The organism is Exiguobacterium qingdaonense, from assembly GCF_018617855.1.
Classification (GTDB): domain Bacteria; phylum Bacillota; class Bacilli; order Exiguobacteriales; family Exiguobacteriaceae; genus Exiguobacterium; species Exiguobacterium qingdaonense.
The window spans coordinates 70,289-86,339 of record NZ_JACSKY010000001.1; the positions used below are offsets into that span (position 1 = coordinate 70,289).

Sequence of the window (16,051 nt, forward strand, 5' to 3'; positions counted from 1 at the left end):
GGGAAACATGCATGAACAACGAGAACAGTTAGCACGGCTCGCTTTGACGTTTGAAAATGAAGAAATGACGGATGGGGCCCGACTTGCCCGCACCGCCCTACACAAAGTAACGAATGAAGAAGTATGGATTGCCGTCTGCGGTCACTTCTCAGCCGGTAAGTCGACACTGCTCAATGATTGGCTAGAAGAGGGATTTCTTCCGACTAGCCCGATTCCGACGAGTGCCAACATCGTCACGTTACGTGGTGGAGAATCAGCGGCATCCGTCGCGATTAATGATACGGATTGGATTTCATTAGACCCGTCTTCCCTATCGAATATCAGTGACTATTGCAAAGTCGAGGAAATCAAGGAAGTCGAGTATACGATCGACCGGTTCCCGTTTGATGAACACGTCGTGTTGATGGATACGCCAGGGATTGACTCGACGGATGAACGGCATCGCCAAGCGACGGAACGCTCGCTCTTCTTGGCCGATCATCTGTTCTTCATGATGGACTACAACCATGTGCAGTCTGAACAAAACATCGAGCTGATGAAACAATTCAGCCGGGAAGGTCGTCCCTACTCCATCATCATTAACCAAATCGACAAGCATGACGAGGATGAGCTCTCCTTTATTGACTTCAAGGCGTCATTGACGAAAGCATTCCGTCATCATGACATCGTCCCAAATGACACGTTCTACATTTCACTTCGTGATTTAAAGCATCCTCATAACGAAGTCGAGCGTTTACGGTCGTATGTCCGTCAAGTCATCGAGAAATCGAGACAAAAACAGGTCGAGCATGCTGATGCATTGATTGATACGTTAGTCCGCCGCAACGAAACATTGATTCAATCGACGTTGGATCAATTGCCGACTTATGAGAAGAATCCGAAGGAAATGCAGTCTCGCCTGCATCGCCTTGAGAAGAAACGGGCATGGTGGACATCGTTCCGTCGTGAATTCTTCCAACATCAGGCACCAATCGTCGACAGTGCACCCATCATGACTTATGAGTTCCGTGAGTTATTACGCTCTTATCTCGAGAGTTGTTCTCCCTCTTTCAAGGTCGGGCTTTTGTTCTCGAAGGAGAAGACGAAACAAGAACGAGCTCGTCGTGAAGACATGACGGTCAAAGAGTTCAACCGTCTGATTGATATGAACTTACGTCCGCACCTCATGAAATACGCAGAAGACATCATCCGAGATTTGAAACTTCCGGAGACCTTGCTACCAAAAGGCGATGTCCTCCCGGTTGCGCCGAGCTCACTCATCGCCGAACAAGTGAAGTCCGGCGCATCCTTAAGTGGTGACACCGTGTTACAGTTCAGCCGGGACATTGAAAATGCCCTCTCGTCATGGGTGACGAAAGTATCGGAACCTTGGGTACATTCGACGGATACGTATATGAAAGCGGAAGTCGACCTGCGCTTAAAAGAATTTTCGGCAGAAGAAGACGAGTTATATGATGCACTCGACACGGAAGCGTTGCGTATTCGTCTTTCTCAACGCCTGGACTCGATTCGAAAATACGATGAGTTCCAACTCGATTCGAATCAATTGGATCAGTTGGCAGTTCGAAACTATGTCGATGCAACGTATCTCCCGGAAAAACAGTCGAATGTTGTTGAATCTGAGGTTGCATCAACATCGATTTTGGAAGATGATCATGATTTGTTTGATTTTAATTTTCTTTATGAAAATGCGGTATGTGAAATATTAGAGGGGCATCCGTTATTCCGCTCCCGTGTCTCGACATTACGCAAAAAAATCGAGCGCGCGAAGCATGAGCAATATACGTTCGCCATCTTCGGTGCGTTTTCGGCCGGAAAATCGTCGACCCTCAATGCCCTTCTCGGGGAGACGGTTCTACCGACCTCACCGAACCCATTGACGGCTTCGATCACAAAAATCGTACCGCCAGATGGTCGGACGAATCGAACGGCGATGATCACCTTCAAATCACGAGATGAACTTGAAGATGAGCTACAAGGTTACGGGACTTCCCTCACCTCGCTCGATGTCGACCACCCGTTCGTCAATGCGGTAAAAGCGGCACCGCTCGATTATCTCGGACAAACGGAAATCGTCGACTATGACACGTTCTGCGCGTTCGTCGCACAAGAAGAAAAAAGCTGTATCGTGAAAGAGATTGAACTGTATCTCGACTCTCCTTGGGCACGGCGTGGCATCGTCTTCGTCGATACGCCAGGTGCCGATTCGCAGTTCAATCGTCATAGCGAGGTACAGTTCGGCTACATGCGTGACGCGGACGCCGTCTTGTTCGTCACGTATTATAATCATGCGTTCACGGAAGCGGACCGGGAGCTCGTCATTCAGCTCGGACGGGTCCAAGGGACGGGAGACCACGAGATGTTCTTCCTCGTGAACGCCTCTGATCTTGCGACAGATGACGAGGAGCGGGATGCAGTCACAAGCTATGTCTCACAACAGTTGACCGCGCTCGGTGTCCGCAGACCAAGCGTTCTCCCCATCTCAAGCCGAAACGCCATGCATGGGGATGACGAAGGATTCGATCGATTCGTCTCGACACTTGAACGCTATGTCGACAAAGACCTTCGTCTCGCCAACGCAATGCGTATACAGGAAGAAACGACAGCGCTACTCGCTGCATTTGATCGTGTTTTGAATGAAGCGAAAGAAGACGCGTCGGCGAAAGAACATCGTCGCCAGCAGTTGATTGCTTTACTCGAGAACCCACCGGCACTCGATGTGTCAGCACTCATCGATTTGTTTGACCGGGAAGCGAAAGAACTCCTCGCCCACCTCGAGACGCGTTCGCTCCTCCGCCTCTCGGACTTCGTCAAGGAAACGTTCCATCCGGTCGAGGTCGATGGGTCAAGGAAGAGCTTGGAGCGTGCCCTCGGACGGACACTCGACAAATACGCCTATGACATCCAGCAAGAGCTCCAAGTGTTCCAGTATCGGTTGGAGCGATACGTTAAACGCGAGTTCGTCGCCTTGATCGAACGGTTGACAGAACGTCAAGCGTCTCTCCTTCCGACGCTTGAATTCGACCGAGAACTCGACGTGGCATGGCTACGAGAGGCTGTCGAACCGATTCATCTCGAGACATCACCCTATCAGTCGGTGTTGAAGCGCTATAAGAATGCGAGTCAATTTTTCGAGGGAGACGGACGGACGCAACTGAAAGATGAGTTGACCTCACTGCTTCGCGATATGATTCGGTCGCGTCTTGAAACGATTCATACGAAGCAAGTTGAGCATGCCAACGAAGAAATCAAGAAATCCGAAATCGATATTGAACGAGAATGGTCGACTCAACTGACAGAACTCGCCGATGCAGAGCTCAGCATGTTGACGGACAACCATTCCTTTGATGAGATGCATGAACGTCTCGAATCGCTCAGAAAGGAAACGGTATGAACACACTACTTCTAATTGGACTGATCCCTGCCGTCGTCATGACGATTGTCTTAGGACTCTTCCTAAGATATCTATATTTGAACAAAGAATGATGAAAATGGTCCTTGATGTGCACATGACATCAAGGACCGTTTTATACTTATTTGTCTGCCGGATAGATGACACTAACTTGTTTTCGAACGGTCGTCATCAAATCGGCGAGGCGAACCATATCGTCCGCTGAATGCGCTCCATTCTCTAAAGTCCCTGCTTCGATTGCTCGAACGAACGCTTCGATCTCATAGGACATCGGAGCATTCTGCGCGTCTGATATGATTTCTGACGTGCCATCCCGTAACTCTAGACGGACTTCATTACACGTCGCAATATCGTCGATGATGATGCGTCCCTTCTCCCCGATGATTTCAGAAGGCGCCGATGTCGCATGGATCTTAGAGTGCATGACCACTACGTCAAGGTCGTCATAGGAAAGGATGACCGTCCCGCTCCCGTCCACTCCAGATTCGAGTTTGACACCGCTCGCCTGGACATCATTCGGTTGACCGAACAGTTTCAATGCGGGACCGAGTAAATAGACACCAAGGTCCATCAATGACCCGTTCGAAAAATCGGGATTGAACGTATTCGGATTTTTCCCTTGTTTATACAAATCGTATCGTGAAGAATACTGTGATTTATTGAAGACAGCCCGCCGCACCGGAGCGATTCTCTCCATTGCCTGTTGAATCCGTCCAAGGTTCGGCATGAATAGATTACGGAGTGCCTCAAGTAAGACGACCTGGTTCTCCTTCGCGACATCAACCATCCGAGTGACTTCCTGGACGTTCGAGGCGAGTGGTTTTTCACAGAGGACGTGTTTCCCATGCTGCATGAATAAGATGCTCTGTTCGGCGTGAAGTGAGTTCGGACTCGCAATATAGATGGCATCGATGACATCACTCTTCGCCATCTCTTCAAGTGACGTGAACGTATGTAAGATGGAGTGACTCGTTGCATATTCGTTAGCACGCGAATCCGTGCGCGAATAGAGAGCTGTCACTTCTACGTCATCCAACTGATTGATGGTTTCAATAAACCAGTCTGTGATGAAGTTTGTACCAATAATGCCAAAACGGATCATGTGAATTCCTCATTTCTGTTCTATCAGTTTTTTGATGAGTAAAATTTCATCCAATAAAGGAATCTTATCATATCCGACATGTGGGATTGTCGCTTTCAGTTTTCTTGCCCGCGTCACCGCATCATGAATGATTCGTTCTAGACGATAGCCACGACGTTGATAAAAGCCAAGCGCTCTCAAATTATCATTGGTTGTGATGACGATTAATTGCTTAACTCTGTGCTGCATACCAATTTCTTCAACAGCATGGAGTAAGTGAGAGCCGATCCCACTATTCTCTATCAGACTATCAAGAGATATGATTTCTACTTCTTCATCCCGAATAACATACGTAACAAGACCGTGAATTTGATTTGTTTTCATGTAGATAAATCCTTCGAGCTCTGCACAATCGTATGTACCCGAAGAAACGACCATTTGAGTTGAACCCCAATGTTTAACAAAAAAATTGCGAATGTCTTCTTGCATTCTAGTATTGATTGGTACAATCATTTAGTTCATTCTTGTCTATATATGATTAAAAAAATACGGTATTTGAAATATATTTAAAGCTAATATACTATCTAATTATTTGGTTTCATTCTGAAAGACTTCGGCACGTCTCCTCTCCTTAAACGGCCAACGATAAATCTTATCCTCTTTCTCGACATAGGCTAAATCGTCTTTAATCATTAACGATGAACAATCAAGGAGATGACGTGGCATCGGATAGGAGTCAATCCGTCCGTTCATTTGGACATGGACGAGACGACCGTCAATTGAAGAGACAACCCACACCCCCGTTTCTGACGCATACATCACGTCGCAGTCATGAAGGACCGGGCCCTTTCTGACCTCTTGATTATAGCGAAAACGTACGGTTCCCCCTATTGAGAAGCAGACGAGTGCTTCGGTCGAGATCCCTTCTCCAAAGATACCCTCGTCCCCGTAACCGACCCAGATTCCTGTTTCATTTATCACAACCGCTGCAATCGCGTTACCTGCGTGAAAGGAATGTTTGATATCGCCTGCTGCATCTAGCACCCACGCATTGATTGTTTCTCCTTCTAACGTAAACGCCCAGATGAACAAGTGATTCTCGTCGATGATTCGAATACCTGAGACATAGTCATGTCGTTTAAGGTCTATGACCAGCTCATCCCAATGAATGTAGAATTGATGATTGGACTTTTTCAAACGAGCGGAACCCATTGACTTCCGCATATCTGAATCAACCACCTCTATTTTATCGTTCATACACAATCACCCCTTACCGTCTTCCGATCGCTTGGTATGTAATGCCTCTCGAAACTGTCTAGATTCTTCATCACTCACTACTACATCCATATATCTCGATTTCCAATATGGGGAGAGGTCCACCTCTTCCACACCGATTCGCTTGAACCAATCCAACACCGTCTCATTCGATTGATGTCTTGAGCCAATCGGCAAGTCCAGATTGAATTGGATGAGCGCATTCCGAATCGCATTATCGGTCCATAAAACCTCTTTGGGTTCCACATTTTCCTTTGCTTTAGTCGTTCTCCCTCTTCGTTTTACGGCGTCACTCGAGAAATCAATGGTCGAGACGACACGCTTTCTTTTCCGTATCATGCTGAGCTTTAAAATCAGGAGAACAATCAACCCACCAACAAAAAACCATAACCAGTATGAACTCCCTGACTCTGTCACCGTCCCACCTGTTCCGAACGTGTAGTCTAAAAAGTCATTCTTCAAGAATTGAAAATCCTCATCATCTTTCAGACGAAACTTCCCTCCATATTCATCACTGCTGGCACCGTCCTCTCCAGACAAGAGAAGCACGATTCCACCTTTTGCCGGGTCGTGAAACCTTTCCCAAAACAGACGAGCCAGATGGATCAATCCAGTGACCAACATCAAACTGCCGAGCATGACCACCAATAGTCGGGTTATAAATCGCATCGTAACCTCCGTCACACATTATGTACCATCGTATCATGTATGATAAGAGATTGTCAGAAAAATCCAAATGAAAGGACCGAGAACTCTCGGTCTACTGTTTTACAAAATTGCTTCTGCGAGCAGTCGGTCGAACTTACGCACGTCCACTTTTTTATTCAGATTAATTTTGATTGTTCCGGCGCGCGTGAACAGTTGGACTTCTGAGTTCAAGTCGAACATGCGTCCCGCGTTCTCCGTCGAGTACATATTGATTGAGTCGTACGGAAGCGAGTACACCTCTATCTTCTTCCCCGTAAGCCCTTGCGCGTCACGGACAATCAGACGTTTGTTCGTAAAGACGGCGACGTCACGTACTGTCTTGTAGGCAGCGACGGCCCGCTCCCCATCGATGAATGACTCCGTGATATCACTCGGCACCTCACACTCTGAATAAAACGTCCACGACAAATCACCAATCGGGTTTCCCATATCGATTCCTCCCTCTATGAAATGAATGTACTATCCCCTATATTCCACAATTCTCGTTTGATTAGACCTTGAATGGGAAGATAGTGTATAGCACATTGATCGTAGAGGAGGATGTCGTTATGATCGCGCAACAGGTGATCACATTACTACTGATCGGCTATTTCATTTATTTGATTGATTCCAAACGCAATTACTTCCCTGTCCCGGTCATCTTGGTCATGATTGGGATCGGTCTCTCGTATATCGCCTTTTTTGATTCGGTGTTCATCTCAAAAGATATGATCTTCGAAGTGTTCTTGCCTGCCCTTCTCTTCACATCTGCCTATCAGTTCAACTACAAAGATTTGAAGGACAATATTGGAATCATCGCGATATTGAGTACGGTCGGTCTTGTCTTGACCGCCATCTTGATGGGGTATGGCACGTTTTGGATCAGCGAGCTCTTCACCCCGCTCAGCCTGACCGCCTCTTTCTTATTGGCGTCCATCTTGATTCCGACCGATCCCGTTTCCGTGACGGCCATTTTAAAACGGAGTAAAGGGGAAAAACGGATTGCGGACATCGTCGAAGGCGAATCAATGGTGAACGATGGGACGAGTGTCGTCATCTTCACGATTTTCCTCAGTATGTTCGCGACTGGAGAACGATTCTCCACGCTCAGCTTTTTAATTGAATTTTTAATTGTGTCAGCCGGAGGGATCGGCATCGGCTTCATCTTTGGATTTGTACTTAAAAAATTGATGATTGTCAGCTTTAAAAAGCATGAGCTCGTCATGTTGACGATTGTCATCGCGTACGGGGCTTTTTATCTCGCCGACGCGCTAGAAGTATCGGGTGTCCTTGCGACCGTGACAGCCGGCATGATGCTCTCGCACGAATTAGGTTTGAAAAAGGATTATGACTCCGTCCAGCGTCACTTGGACGGCTTTTGGGACATCGTCATTCCGATGCTACTTGCGCTCTTGTTCTTATTGATTGGAATCGAGGCAACGGAATACTTGTCTGTCTCGCTTTGGACGTTCGCCGTTCTTTTATTCTTACTTTCAATCGTGACCCGGTTCATCGTCGTTGGCGGTCTCGTCTATTCTGTTCCTGTCTGGCGTAAGGAATTTCAGGACGATTTGACGGCGACCTCTCTCCTTACATGGTCCGGCATCAAAGGGACGATGTCGATTGCCCTCGTCCTCTGGCTAGAGGCAGAGAGCATTAACGGCTCGAGCGAAATGATATCCCTCGCATTCGCCGTCATTTTACTCTCTCTGATCATACAAAGCATCGGTGTCTACCCATTGACGACCTATTTAACGAATAAACATGACAAGTGACGGAACCTTTTCTCAGGGAAAGGTTTTTTACATTCTGAAATTGACATCTTCCACTTTTAGTGTAAAATTACACTTGTAATATACTAGGAGGTGATTCGTTGGAAAACACTTCAACGCCATCTGCTGCCATCTCTACGGGGATAGTGACCGTCGCGCTTGCACTCATCGCTTCGTTTCTGACTCCATCGTTCTTGAAGGTTGGCATCATCTGGGATATCGTTGCGTTCTTAGTCATCGGGATTGCGACATTCAGTTTTACATACCATTATTATCAATCAAAACGATTGACCTACTGGCAATACATTTGCTGTTATATCATCGTCTGCCTGCTCTTATTTATCGTGTTTCTCGGAATCTCGTGGATCTTGATTTTCATTAGCTCGGCGACGTTGTAAGTCAGACAAACAGGAAGGAGCGCTTATGCAAAAATCCGAATTTATTGAACAAGTCTCTCGAAAAATGAAATTGATTCGTATCGAATCCCAGCATTCACAGGAAGAGATGGCGAACTTACTCGGCATATCCAAAAAAACGCTCATCCAAATCGAGAAGGAGCGGAATGAAGCGAGTTGGTCGACGATCGTGACGCTATGCGCCTTGTTTAACGAAAGTGAGATTCTCATACACTTGATTGGTGACGACCCCGTCGAATTCGTCAAACTGATTGCGACCGAGAACACTTATGAGCCGAAAGAAAAAACACTCGGCGGACGCGTCTTTTGGCATGCAATCGAGGCAGGTCCACATTACACCCTTCAACAAAATATCATCAGCGGACATTATCGGATTATCGATCTCAACCATGTGAGGTGGTACAGCACGTTTGATGCAGAGGATGCCGAACAGGTAAGGTCGAAGTTGGAATATCAGCGAGAGGTGTCAGATGACACGAAAGCGTAAAGATTTGATGATGGCTTTCAGTCTCATCGTCATAACGATTGTCTACTTTTAGCTGAGCCCAAACATTATGAATGACTCCAGTTGATTCATTGGAACAATCATTTTACTCGTCCTCTCGTCGATTTTTATCACACGCTTGATTCAATCCTTGTACTTTGCTGCTTATCGAGCCGGCGGGCAGCTTACCTAATTCATGTAATGCTTATTCAGCTTTGTTCAATTAATTTTTATTTAGTTTGCACTTAAATTAATCAATCATACTTAATTTCATCAACAAATGTTGAATTTCAGCATTTAAGAAATCAGTCAACTCGACCAATTCTTCCTCAGATGGAAACAAGGATACGCCTGCTACTCGATAAGTATCAGGAATCGAAGCAGTACCACCTAAAGCTAATGCATTCTTATATTTGTTCAGAGTGTCGACTGGATGTTGCCTATACTGCATATACATGCGAAGTGCAGCAATCTGAGCAATCGCATATTCTATGTAGTAAAAAGGTGTTTCAAAGAGATGAATCACGCGCAGCCACTGTTTTCCTTTTAAGTCACTCACATCGTTCCAATCAATCAAATCAGTCTCATATTGATCGACTAAGCGTTTGAATAACTCATCAAATGCGTCCACGTTATATTCTGAATCATACAGATTATATTGAAACTGGTCCACGATGAAAACACTTGGTAAAAATTCGATGATCAATCGAAACTGTTCTAGTTTAGCTTGAATGAAAGCTCGTTCATCTGAAAGGATAGTTGTCCAATGGTCCGTCGAAAATAGCTCTAGTGACATGGCTGCGAATTCGCCGACTTCAAACGAAATGGTCTGCGCTTCGAAAAATAAGTGTTGCTGTGAGAGATCATGGTGAATCGCGTGACCCATTTCATGTATTAAAACAATGTAGTCATCAAATCCACCGAAACGGTTCATAAAAATGAAAGATGACTTTGAGTCGGGTAAAGATTCACAAAATCCACCTTCCGCTTTATTCGGTCGAGGTGATAAATCGAGATGACCCTTCGCACACATGTCCCTAAACAGTTTTTCAAAGTAAGGATCGATATCATTCAAGATTCGTTCCGTTCCATCGATTAAGTCATTCGACGAAACGGATAGATCGTGATCATCCGAAAACGGAGAAATGAATGAATCCCATGGCGAAAGTTTCGATTTCTTCAATTTCTTTGTCTGTAGCTGCTGAAACGAGCGGCGAAGGGGCTCAAAATGTTTACTCACTTGATTTGCAAATCGTGTACAATCCTCTGCATCATAATCTAGACGACCTAGCTTCATAAAGGCTAGTTCACGATAACTCTTAGCGTTTAATCGTTGTGCCTGATGTTCCCGATTTTGAATAAGACTTCTCAAGCATTCAGTGATGTCACCTTCTGTTGAGACATACGCTTTATAAATGAGCGTAAAAGCCTGTTTACGGATGGATTCGTCAGCATCGTATAGGTCTCCATGAAGTTCCGCAATCGACTTAGAATGATCTGTCGGGTCAGTCAATTGACCGATTGTTTGCAAATACTTCTGTATAAATTGATCCTCTTCGATCAATAAATCAACATTCTCTTCATGATAAAGATTCATCCGATTTCGCATTAGGCGCGTTACGTGATCCTCATCCTTAATAGACTGTAATATAATTCGTGAAACATGTCTTTTCAGCTCATTGAGTGCAGGTTTTATAACGGTTTGAACATGATGTTGTCTTTGATTTGCTTCTTCGCAATCGCTGCGTCGCTGTACATCAATATAACTCTTTGTGACGTATTCATCATATTTTCCAATCAATGCTGAATATTTCGATATGAATCCATCTAACTGATTGGAATCAATTTTATGAATAGTCGCAAGTACTTCGTTCGTCTCTTTTATTTCTTTATAGTCGATCAACACTGTACCTCGATTCTTCGTTAATTTTCTATATTATGGTTATAACCATAATTTTTGTTCCTTATATTTTCACAATATGCTATCCTTTTAAAAATGATCTGACAAACGCGATGAAGAGAACAGTACATCAATGAATCTTTCGTAGAGAGCTCCGTCTGGTGAAAAGGAGTAAAGAACGTTGATCGAAACAAGCCTCTGAGCAGCGCTATGGAACTCACCCCGAGGGATGTGGCGACGGGAACTCCCGTTATAGAGTTGAGGTATAGTCCGATTCATTCGGCAGTACCGAATAAGGTTCGTGCGGTGACGTGCGGACGAACAGGGGTGGCACCACGATGAGAATCTCGTCCCCAAGAATTCGTTCTTGGGGGTGGGATTTTTTTGCGTTCCGAAAGTTGTAAAAAATCTAAGGAGTGATTGACTTGAATTCGTTTCGAAAAACCTCTGCGCTACTGCTCGTTAGTGTCGGAATCTCAAACCTTGGTGCCTGGATATACTTCATTGCGTTCAACTTGATTATCCTAGAGATGACTGGATCCCCTTTCGCCGTCTCGATTCTCTATGTATTAGTCCCGCTCGCCTCGCTCGTCTCGAATCTTTGGTCAGGTAGCCTGATTGACCGGGTCGATACGAGACGACTGATGATGTTACTCGATGGTCTGCGTGCGTTCCTCGTATTCAGCTTGGGCTGGATTGATTCACTGTGGCTCATCTACGGGATCGTCTTTCTTCTCAATGTGATGAGCTCGTTATTCGAATCATCGAGCCTGGTCTACATGACGCGACTCGTACCTGCTTCGAATCGACAAAAGTTCAATGCGATGAAGAACTTTGTACAGTCATCCGGGTTTATTCTAGGTCCGACGCTTGCCGGACTACTCTTTCTAGTCGGGAATCCGGCATTTGCGATCTTCGCGAACGCGTTCACACTCCTCGTCTCGGTCAGTATGCTGTCGCGCCTTCCGTCTCGTCATCGAACAGAAGCGTCGATTGAACCTTTCTCTGTAAAAATCATTATCGAAGATTGGAAAATGGTCGTACGATTTGCATCAAATGCCAAATACGTGACGCTCATTTATGGATTGTTCTGTGCCATGACCATCTTCATGTCTGGGCTCGATTCGTTGGAGGCGTCATTCGCGACCCAAGTCCTTCACTTGTCTGAAAGCCGATATGGCTTTCTCGTCAGTATCGCTGGGATTGGGATTATCTTTGGATCACTCATCAATTCGAGATGGAGTCACCGCTTGTCCTTATCGTTTTGTATCGGATTCGGGGCAATCATGACCCCGGTAGGCTATCTTCTTTTCGCAAGTTCATCGTCATTCATGATGGCCTCGGTTGGATTTTTTGTCCTGACATTCGCGCTTGCCTTTGCAAATACAGGATTCTTATCATTTTATCAGCACTATGTCCCGGTCTAAATCATGGGTCGGTTCTCTGGCGTCATCAATGTGGTAGAGTCGCTACTCGTCATCCTACTCACATTTGGGATTGGACTTCTTGCCGAAATGGTTGGGATTCGCCCGGTCTATCTCGCATTCTCGATTATCTTCTTCCTTGTTGGTTGTTACACCATACATGTCATGCGCGACCGTTCGAAACGGGAGTATTTCTCTCACAATCAAATCGAAGAAGTTTCTTAAGTCATGAGCCGGTCGTTTTTATGCGACCGGCTTGTTCGATTCGATGAATCGCTTCGATGATTGTGTCTGGTCGTTGTAAATGAATTTGGTGTCCTGCCTTTTCTGCGATGATGAGTTCCGATTGATTTGATAATCTCAACTGTTGATGGATCAGATCATGCCACGTCTCTTCTAGCAAGCGAATTTCAGCCTCAGGTAACCCTCCATTTATTCCTTCCTGAATCATTGCTTCAGAATCTCGACCAATGACAATTAACGGGATTGATGAAAAGGTACCCATTTGATTGATGATTGAGGCATCGTCATGCCAAAACGATTCTTCTTCCAACATCGTTTTATACAACTGAGGAGATTGATAAAAACGCTTGAGACGTGCGAGTACATCTGATGATAAGCCTTGTTGTTCGAGTGAAAGTTCTGGCTGATGGAGTCGCTCTAATTCTTCTTTCGATAGATTTGAATAAGAGCGACACATCGTCCGCCAATCTTCATCTGAATACTGACCATCCATTATAGGCGTTTCTAACTCATCTAATATTGAAAGGTTATGGGAAGTGGAATCGACGAGCACGACGCCGCTTACTCTATCGAGAAACACTTTCGCCATCTGTTGCGCGCACAGACCTCCGTACGAATGACCGACTAATACAATCGGTTGATGTAGCTGAAGGGCATCCATCAACACAACACATTCCAAAACATGAGATGACGTTCGACTCGAATGAAAGTTCTGCTCACTCTCACCATAACCAGAGCGATGATATAGCAACACTTGATAAGACTCGCTTAATTGTTCAGCGAGAGAAACCCACTCTTCGAATGAACCTCCCACTCCTGTCATAATCACGATGAGGCGTTCCCCGGAACCGAGTAGCCGGTATTCGATATCATAGCCGTTTACTAGAATGGATGAATTCATGTATACCTCCGAATAGTTTTTAAATCGTAAGGAAGCACAAAAGCTGACCGGTTCGACTGTTTCATTTCCTCAAATCTCCTTTATGGTCGACTTGACCAATAACCCGATAATCGACGGGATGTTCAATCGCGTCAATGACTCCCCGAACAATCTCTTCATGTGTCAACCAACGTCTCGTATTCTTTTCAAAGATTGCACCAAGCTGGACTTGTCGATATGATTGTTGTCTCGTTATAGATAAAATTTCTTTCTCATATTCGGGATTTGCTTGACTCCCTAAAATATGTACAACATCTGCACGCACGGAATAATCCAAAATGACTTGCATCGCCTTCCCCGCATCACGATGAACCCAGGCGATGACTTGATTGAACGGACCGTTTTGACGAACCGCTTTCTTCAATCCGATTGAGAGGGCCTCCTCGTCACGATAGTCAACGATTAGTGCATTGCACGTTTTCGGATGTCGTTCAATCAGGATTTTCATTTTGTCAAAGTCTCGACAAATGACCGTCACATGCTGACACTTCCTACACAGGTAGGTAACGACTTCTGCCAACATGCCAGACCCACCGACAACAAGCGTATGATTTCCGTTCATAAAAAAACCTCCTTTCCATTATAACCCAAACAACAACCTCTCATTGTAAGAGAGACTGGTATAGGACCATTCACATATTTTCTAAAATGAGCGGTTCATTTCTCATATAATCACTTATAATGAATCAGGTGCTTGAATTGGTTTTAGAATTTGTGATTTCGGCAAATGGATAATAGTGTTTTTGATGCAAATTATTTCTTTTTGAAGGGAGGACATCTATGAGATACTGGTCAACGTTGTCGCTACGTTTGATCGCACTCATCGTCGGTTTCGTGACAATGAGTTCACTATTCTCTATGTTTTTGATTTTGAATCAATTGCCACTTTGGTGGACTGCGTTTATCCCGATCCTTCTCCTCTCTACTTTGATTGTCCATCGAGGATCTGGCAGCCTGATTCTCCTGGCATTTTCCTCTTATTTTTTATTGAGTATGCCAGACTCTCTCGACACGATCGACCAGCTCTTCGTCATCCTTCAATGTGTTGTATTGACAGGACTCGCGTACTTGCTTCAAGTCATGCTATTTCAGTCTCAATTCGTATTGCGTGTCGCGGAGGCTAGAGTCAATCAGTTGATTGCTGTCGACCCTGAGACCGGCTTTGACAACCGTGATCGCTTTTTGATGGATGTAGAGGCAGAACGGAATCGTTTGATTCGTCACGGCGAGACGTTCGTCGTCACATTCATTACTCTACCGATCTTAAACGATTTTAAAAAAAGATACGGTCCGAGTGAGTATGAATGGTTTTTAGACTATTTTAGTGACGAGTTACACGAAGCGACTCGACGAACAGATAAGAAATACCGGGTCGCTCGAGACACGTTCGCCGTAATTTTCCCTCAGACTTCTGACGTGAACGCACAAGTCGTCCGCGAACGGGTCCAGTCGATGTTACTCGAGTACTCCCGACAAGATGGTGAATCGCTTACGATTAACTGTTCAGACAAATCGTTTGAGGTAGACCTTGAACATGCAAACACGAGATTAGAGGAGATTCGTAGTTTTCTCAGTTCCGAAGAGTAACAAATGAGTTCAATCGTGAACTCATTTGTTGATAGAATAGATTTGAAACTCTTCTCTCTCATCGATTTCAAGGATGTATCGTTGATGGATGAGCATTCGAATCGGACTCGGGATCGACACTTTTGGTGAGAAGAGCCAAACACGTCCGCTTGGGACGAGAAGAATGTATGTCTTGCCGTTATGTGGGCCTAAGAAGTTCAAGTGATGTGAATCGATTGGGTTGCCATCCTTACGATTGACACCAATGACCGCGAGCTGTTGTGCGACGTAAGACGGGTCAGATACAGTCAAGCTCATCTCGCCGATTCCGAGAAACTCATGGGAAGAAAATTCTCCTGCCTCGCTGATTGGATTAACCGAGTGCCGAGCAATCAACTCGACGACATTCTCGTCCGCGTCATAAAAATAGAGCGATGATGCATCGATTCCTTCAAAATAAATTTCGTCCTCCCCGTCTTCGGTTAAAAGCGGGACACGTGACATCAGCCATTCTTTCGCTTCTTTGAATCGGTTAGCCGGAATATTGATAGCGAAATGGTATTGTCGCTCTTGCTCCGTTACCGCCTCCTGAAAGATCAGGGTGTCTTCCCCTAAATCGATTTGAAATCGGGTCGAATTTTCGTCAGCGACGGATAGTCCAAGCTTCTCTACATAGAAACGTTTCATTTCCTCTAGCCGGTTCGTATAGAGGGTGGCTTCTGTGATTCTCATGTTTGCCTCCTTGATTTCAGCATGATGGTACTCACATTTTTATTTAATAATTGTGTAACTAGTCTTTTCTCACTACAAAAAACAATAAAATCCGGTATGTGAAATAAGTAATGTTGGTG

The 16,051-nt window shown here is 45.2% G+C and carries 16 protein-coding genes and 1 other annotated feature; of the genes, 7 read left to right on the plus strand and 9 right to left on the minus strand.

Annotated elements, in window-relative coordinates; translation table 11 throughout:
• Window positions 1–7: 7 nt before the first annotated feature.
• Window positions 8–3,394, plus strand: a complete 3,387-nt coding sequence (locus KNP00_RS00345; protein ID WP_215141218.1) for a dynamin family protein — start codon at window positions 8–10, stop codon at window positions 3,392–3,394.
• A 139-nt stretch (window positions 3,395–3,533) separates the two neighbouring features.
• On the opposite strand, the gene KNP00_RS00350 is transcribed toward KNP00_RS00345, so the two are convergent.
• From KNP00_RS00350 to KNP00_RS00370, 5 genes are all read right to left on the minus strand, one after another.
• Window positions 3,534–4,514: a Gfo/Idh/MocA family protein gene (locus KNP00_RS00350; protein WP_215141220.1), complete on the minus strand. Its 981-nt coding sequence runs from the start codon at window positions 4,512–4,514 to the stop codon at window positions 3,534–3,536.
• 9 nt (window positions 4,515–4,523) lie between these two features.
• Entirely contained in the window at window positions 4,524–5,006 is a 483-nt protein-coding gene (locus KNP00_RS00355) for a GNAT family N-acetyltransferase (protein WP_240542635.1), read from the minus strand.
• Window positions 5,007–5,081: 75 nt separating this feature from the next.
• On the minus strand, window positions 5,082–5,750 hold the full coding sequence (locus KNP00_RS00360; protein WP_215141222.1) for a hypothetical protein: 669 nt from the start codon (window positions 5,748–5,750) through the stop codon (window positions 5,082–5,084).
• Between the two features lie 6 nt (window positions 5,751–5,756).
• Complete coding sequence (locus KNP00_RS00365; RefSeq protein ID WP_215141223.1) at window positions 5,757–6,437, minus strand: hypothetical protein; 681 nt, start codon at window positions 6,435–6,437, stop codon at window positions 5,757–5,759.
• Window positions 6,438–6,536: 99 nt separating this feature from the next.
• Window positions 6,537–6,905: a PH domain-containing protein gene (locus KNP00_RS00370; protein WP_031423744.1), complete on the minus strand. Its 369-nt coding sequence runs from the start codon at window positions 6,903–6,905 to the stop codon at window positions 6,537–6,539.
• A gap of 119 nt (window positions 6,906–7,024) precedes the next feature.
• On the opposite strand from KNP00_RS00370, the gene KNP00_RS00375 reads away from it, so the two are divergent.
• The 3 genes from KNP00_RS00375 to KNP00_RS00385 all read left to right on the plus strand — a co-directional run bounded on the left by KNP00_RS00375 (window position 7,025) and on the right by KNP00_RS00385 (window position 9,130).
• Complete coding sequence (locus KNP00_RS00375) at window positions 7,025–8,230, plus strand: cation:proton antiporter (RefSeq protein WP_215141224.1); 1,206 nt, start codon at window positions 7,025–7,027, stop codon at window positions 8,228–8,230.
• A 98-nt stretch (window positions 8,231–8,328) separates the two neighbouring features.
• Window positions 8,329–8,625 (plus strand): hypothetical protein, encoded by a 297-nt coding sequence (locus tag KNP00_RS00380; protein ID WP_215141225.1) that lies wholly within the window; start codon window positions 8,329–8,331, stop codon window positions 8,623–8,625.
• A gap of 25 nt (window positions 8,626–8,650) precedes the next feature.
• Entirely contained in the window at window positions 8,651–9,130 is a 480-nt protein-coding gene (locus KNP00_RS00385; protein ID WP_215141226.1) for a helix-turn-helix transcriptional regulator, read from the plus strand.
• Between the two features lie 247 nt (window positions 9,131–9,377).
• Here KNP00_RS00385 and KNP00_RS00390 read toward each other — a convergent pair whose 3' ends face one another.
• A complete protein-coding gene (locus tag KNP00_RS00390; protein WP_215141227.1) occupies window positions 9,378–11,030 on the minus strand; it encodes a M3 family metallopeptidase in 1,653 nt (550 codons plus the stop codon).
• A 101-nt stretch (window positions 11,031–11,131) separates the two neighbouring features.
• Window positions 11,132–11,385 (plus strand) — a binding site (T-box leader).
• A 67-nt stretch (window positions 11,386–11,452) separates the two neighbouring features.
• Here KNP00_RS00390 and KNP00_RS00395 point away from each other — a divergent pair.
• Window positions 11,453–12,454 (plus strand): MFS transporter, encoded by a 1,002-nt coding sequence (locus KNP00_RS00395; protein WP_240542636.1) that lies wholly within the window; start codon window positions 11,453–11,455, stop codon window positions 12,452–12,454.
• 30 nt (window positions 12,455–12,484) lie between these two features.
• Complete coding sequence (locus tag KNP00_RS14220) at window positions 12,485–12,676, plus strand: hypothetical protein (RefSeq protein ID WP_240542637.1); 192 nt, start codon at window positions 12,485–12,487, stop codon at window positions 12,674–12,676.
• A 1-nt stretch (window position 12,677) separates the two neighbouring features.
• Here KNP00_RS14220 and KNP00_RS00400 read toward each other — a convergent pair whose 3' ends face one another.
• Both KNP00_RS00400 and KNP00_RS00405 read right to left on the minus strand, forming a co-directional pair.
• Window positions 12,678–13,595, minus strand: a complete 918-nt coding sequence (locus KNP00_RS00400; RefSeq protein ID WP_215141228.1) for an alpha/beta fold hydrolase — start codon at window positions 13,593–13,595, stop codon at window positions 12,678–12,680.
• 61 nt (window positions 13,596–13,656) lie between these two features.
• Window positions 13,657–14,196 (minus strand): Rossmann-fold NAD(P)-binding domain-containing protein, encoded by a 540-nt coding sequence (locus KNP00_RS00405; RefSeq protein WP_215141229.1) that lies wholly within the window; start codon window positions 14,194–14,196, stop codon window positions 13,657–13,659.
• Between the two features lie 218 nt (window positions 14,197–14,414).
• Between KNP00_RS00405 and KNP00_RS00410 the strand changes: the two genes are divergently transcribed.
• On the plus strand, window positions 14,415–15,221 hold the full coding sequence (locus KNP00_RS00410; RefSeq protein ID WP_215141231.1) for a diguanylate cyclase domain-containing protein: 807 nt from the start codon (window positions 14,415–14,417) through the stop codon (window positions 15,219–15,221).
• 21 nt (window positions 15,222–15,242) lie between these two features.
• Here the strand turns inward: KNP00_RS00410 and KNP00_RS00415 are convergent, their stop codons facing one another.
• A complete protein-coding gene (locus KNP00_RS00415) occupies window positions 15,243–15,932 on the minus strand; it encodes a glyoxalase (protein WP_215141233.1) in 690 nt (229 codons plus the stop codon).
• Between the last annotated feature and the right edge of the window lie 119 nt (window positions 15,933–16,051).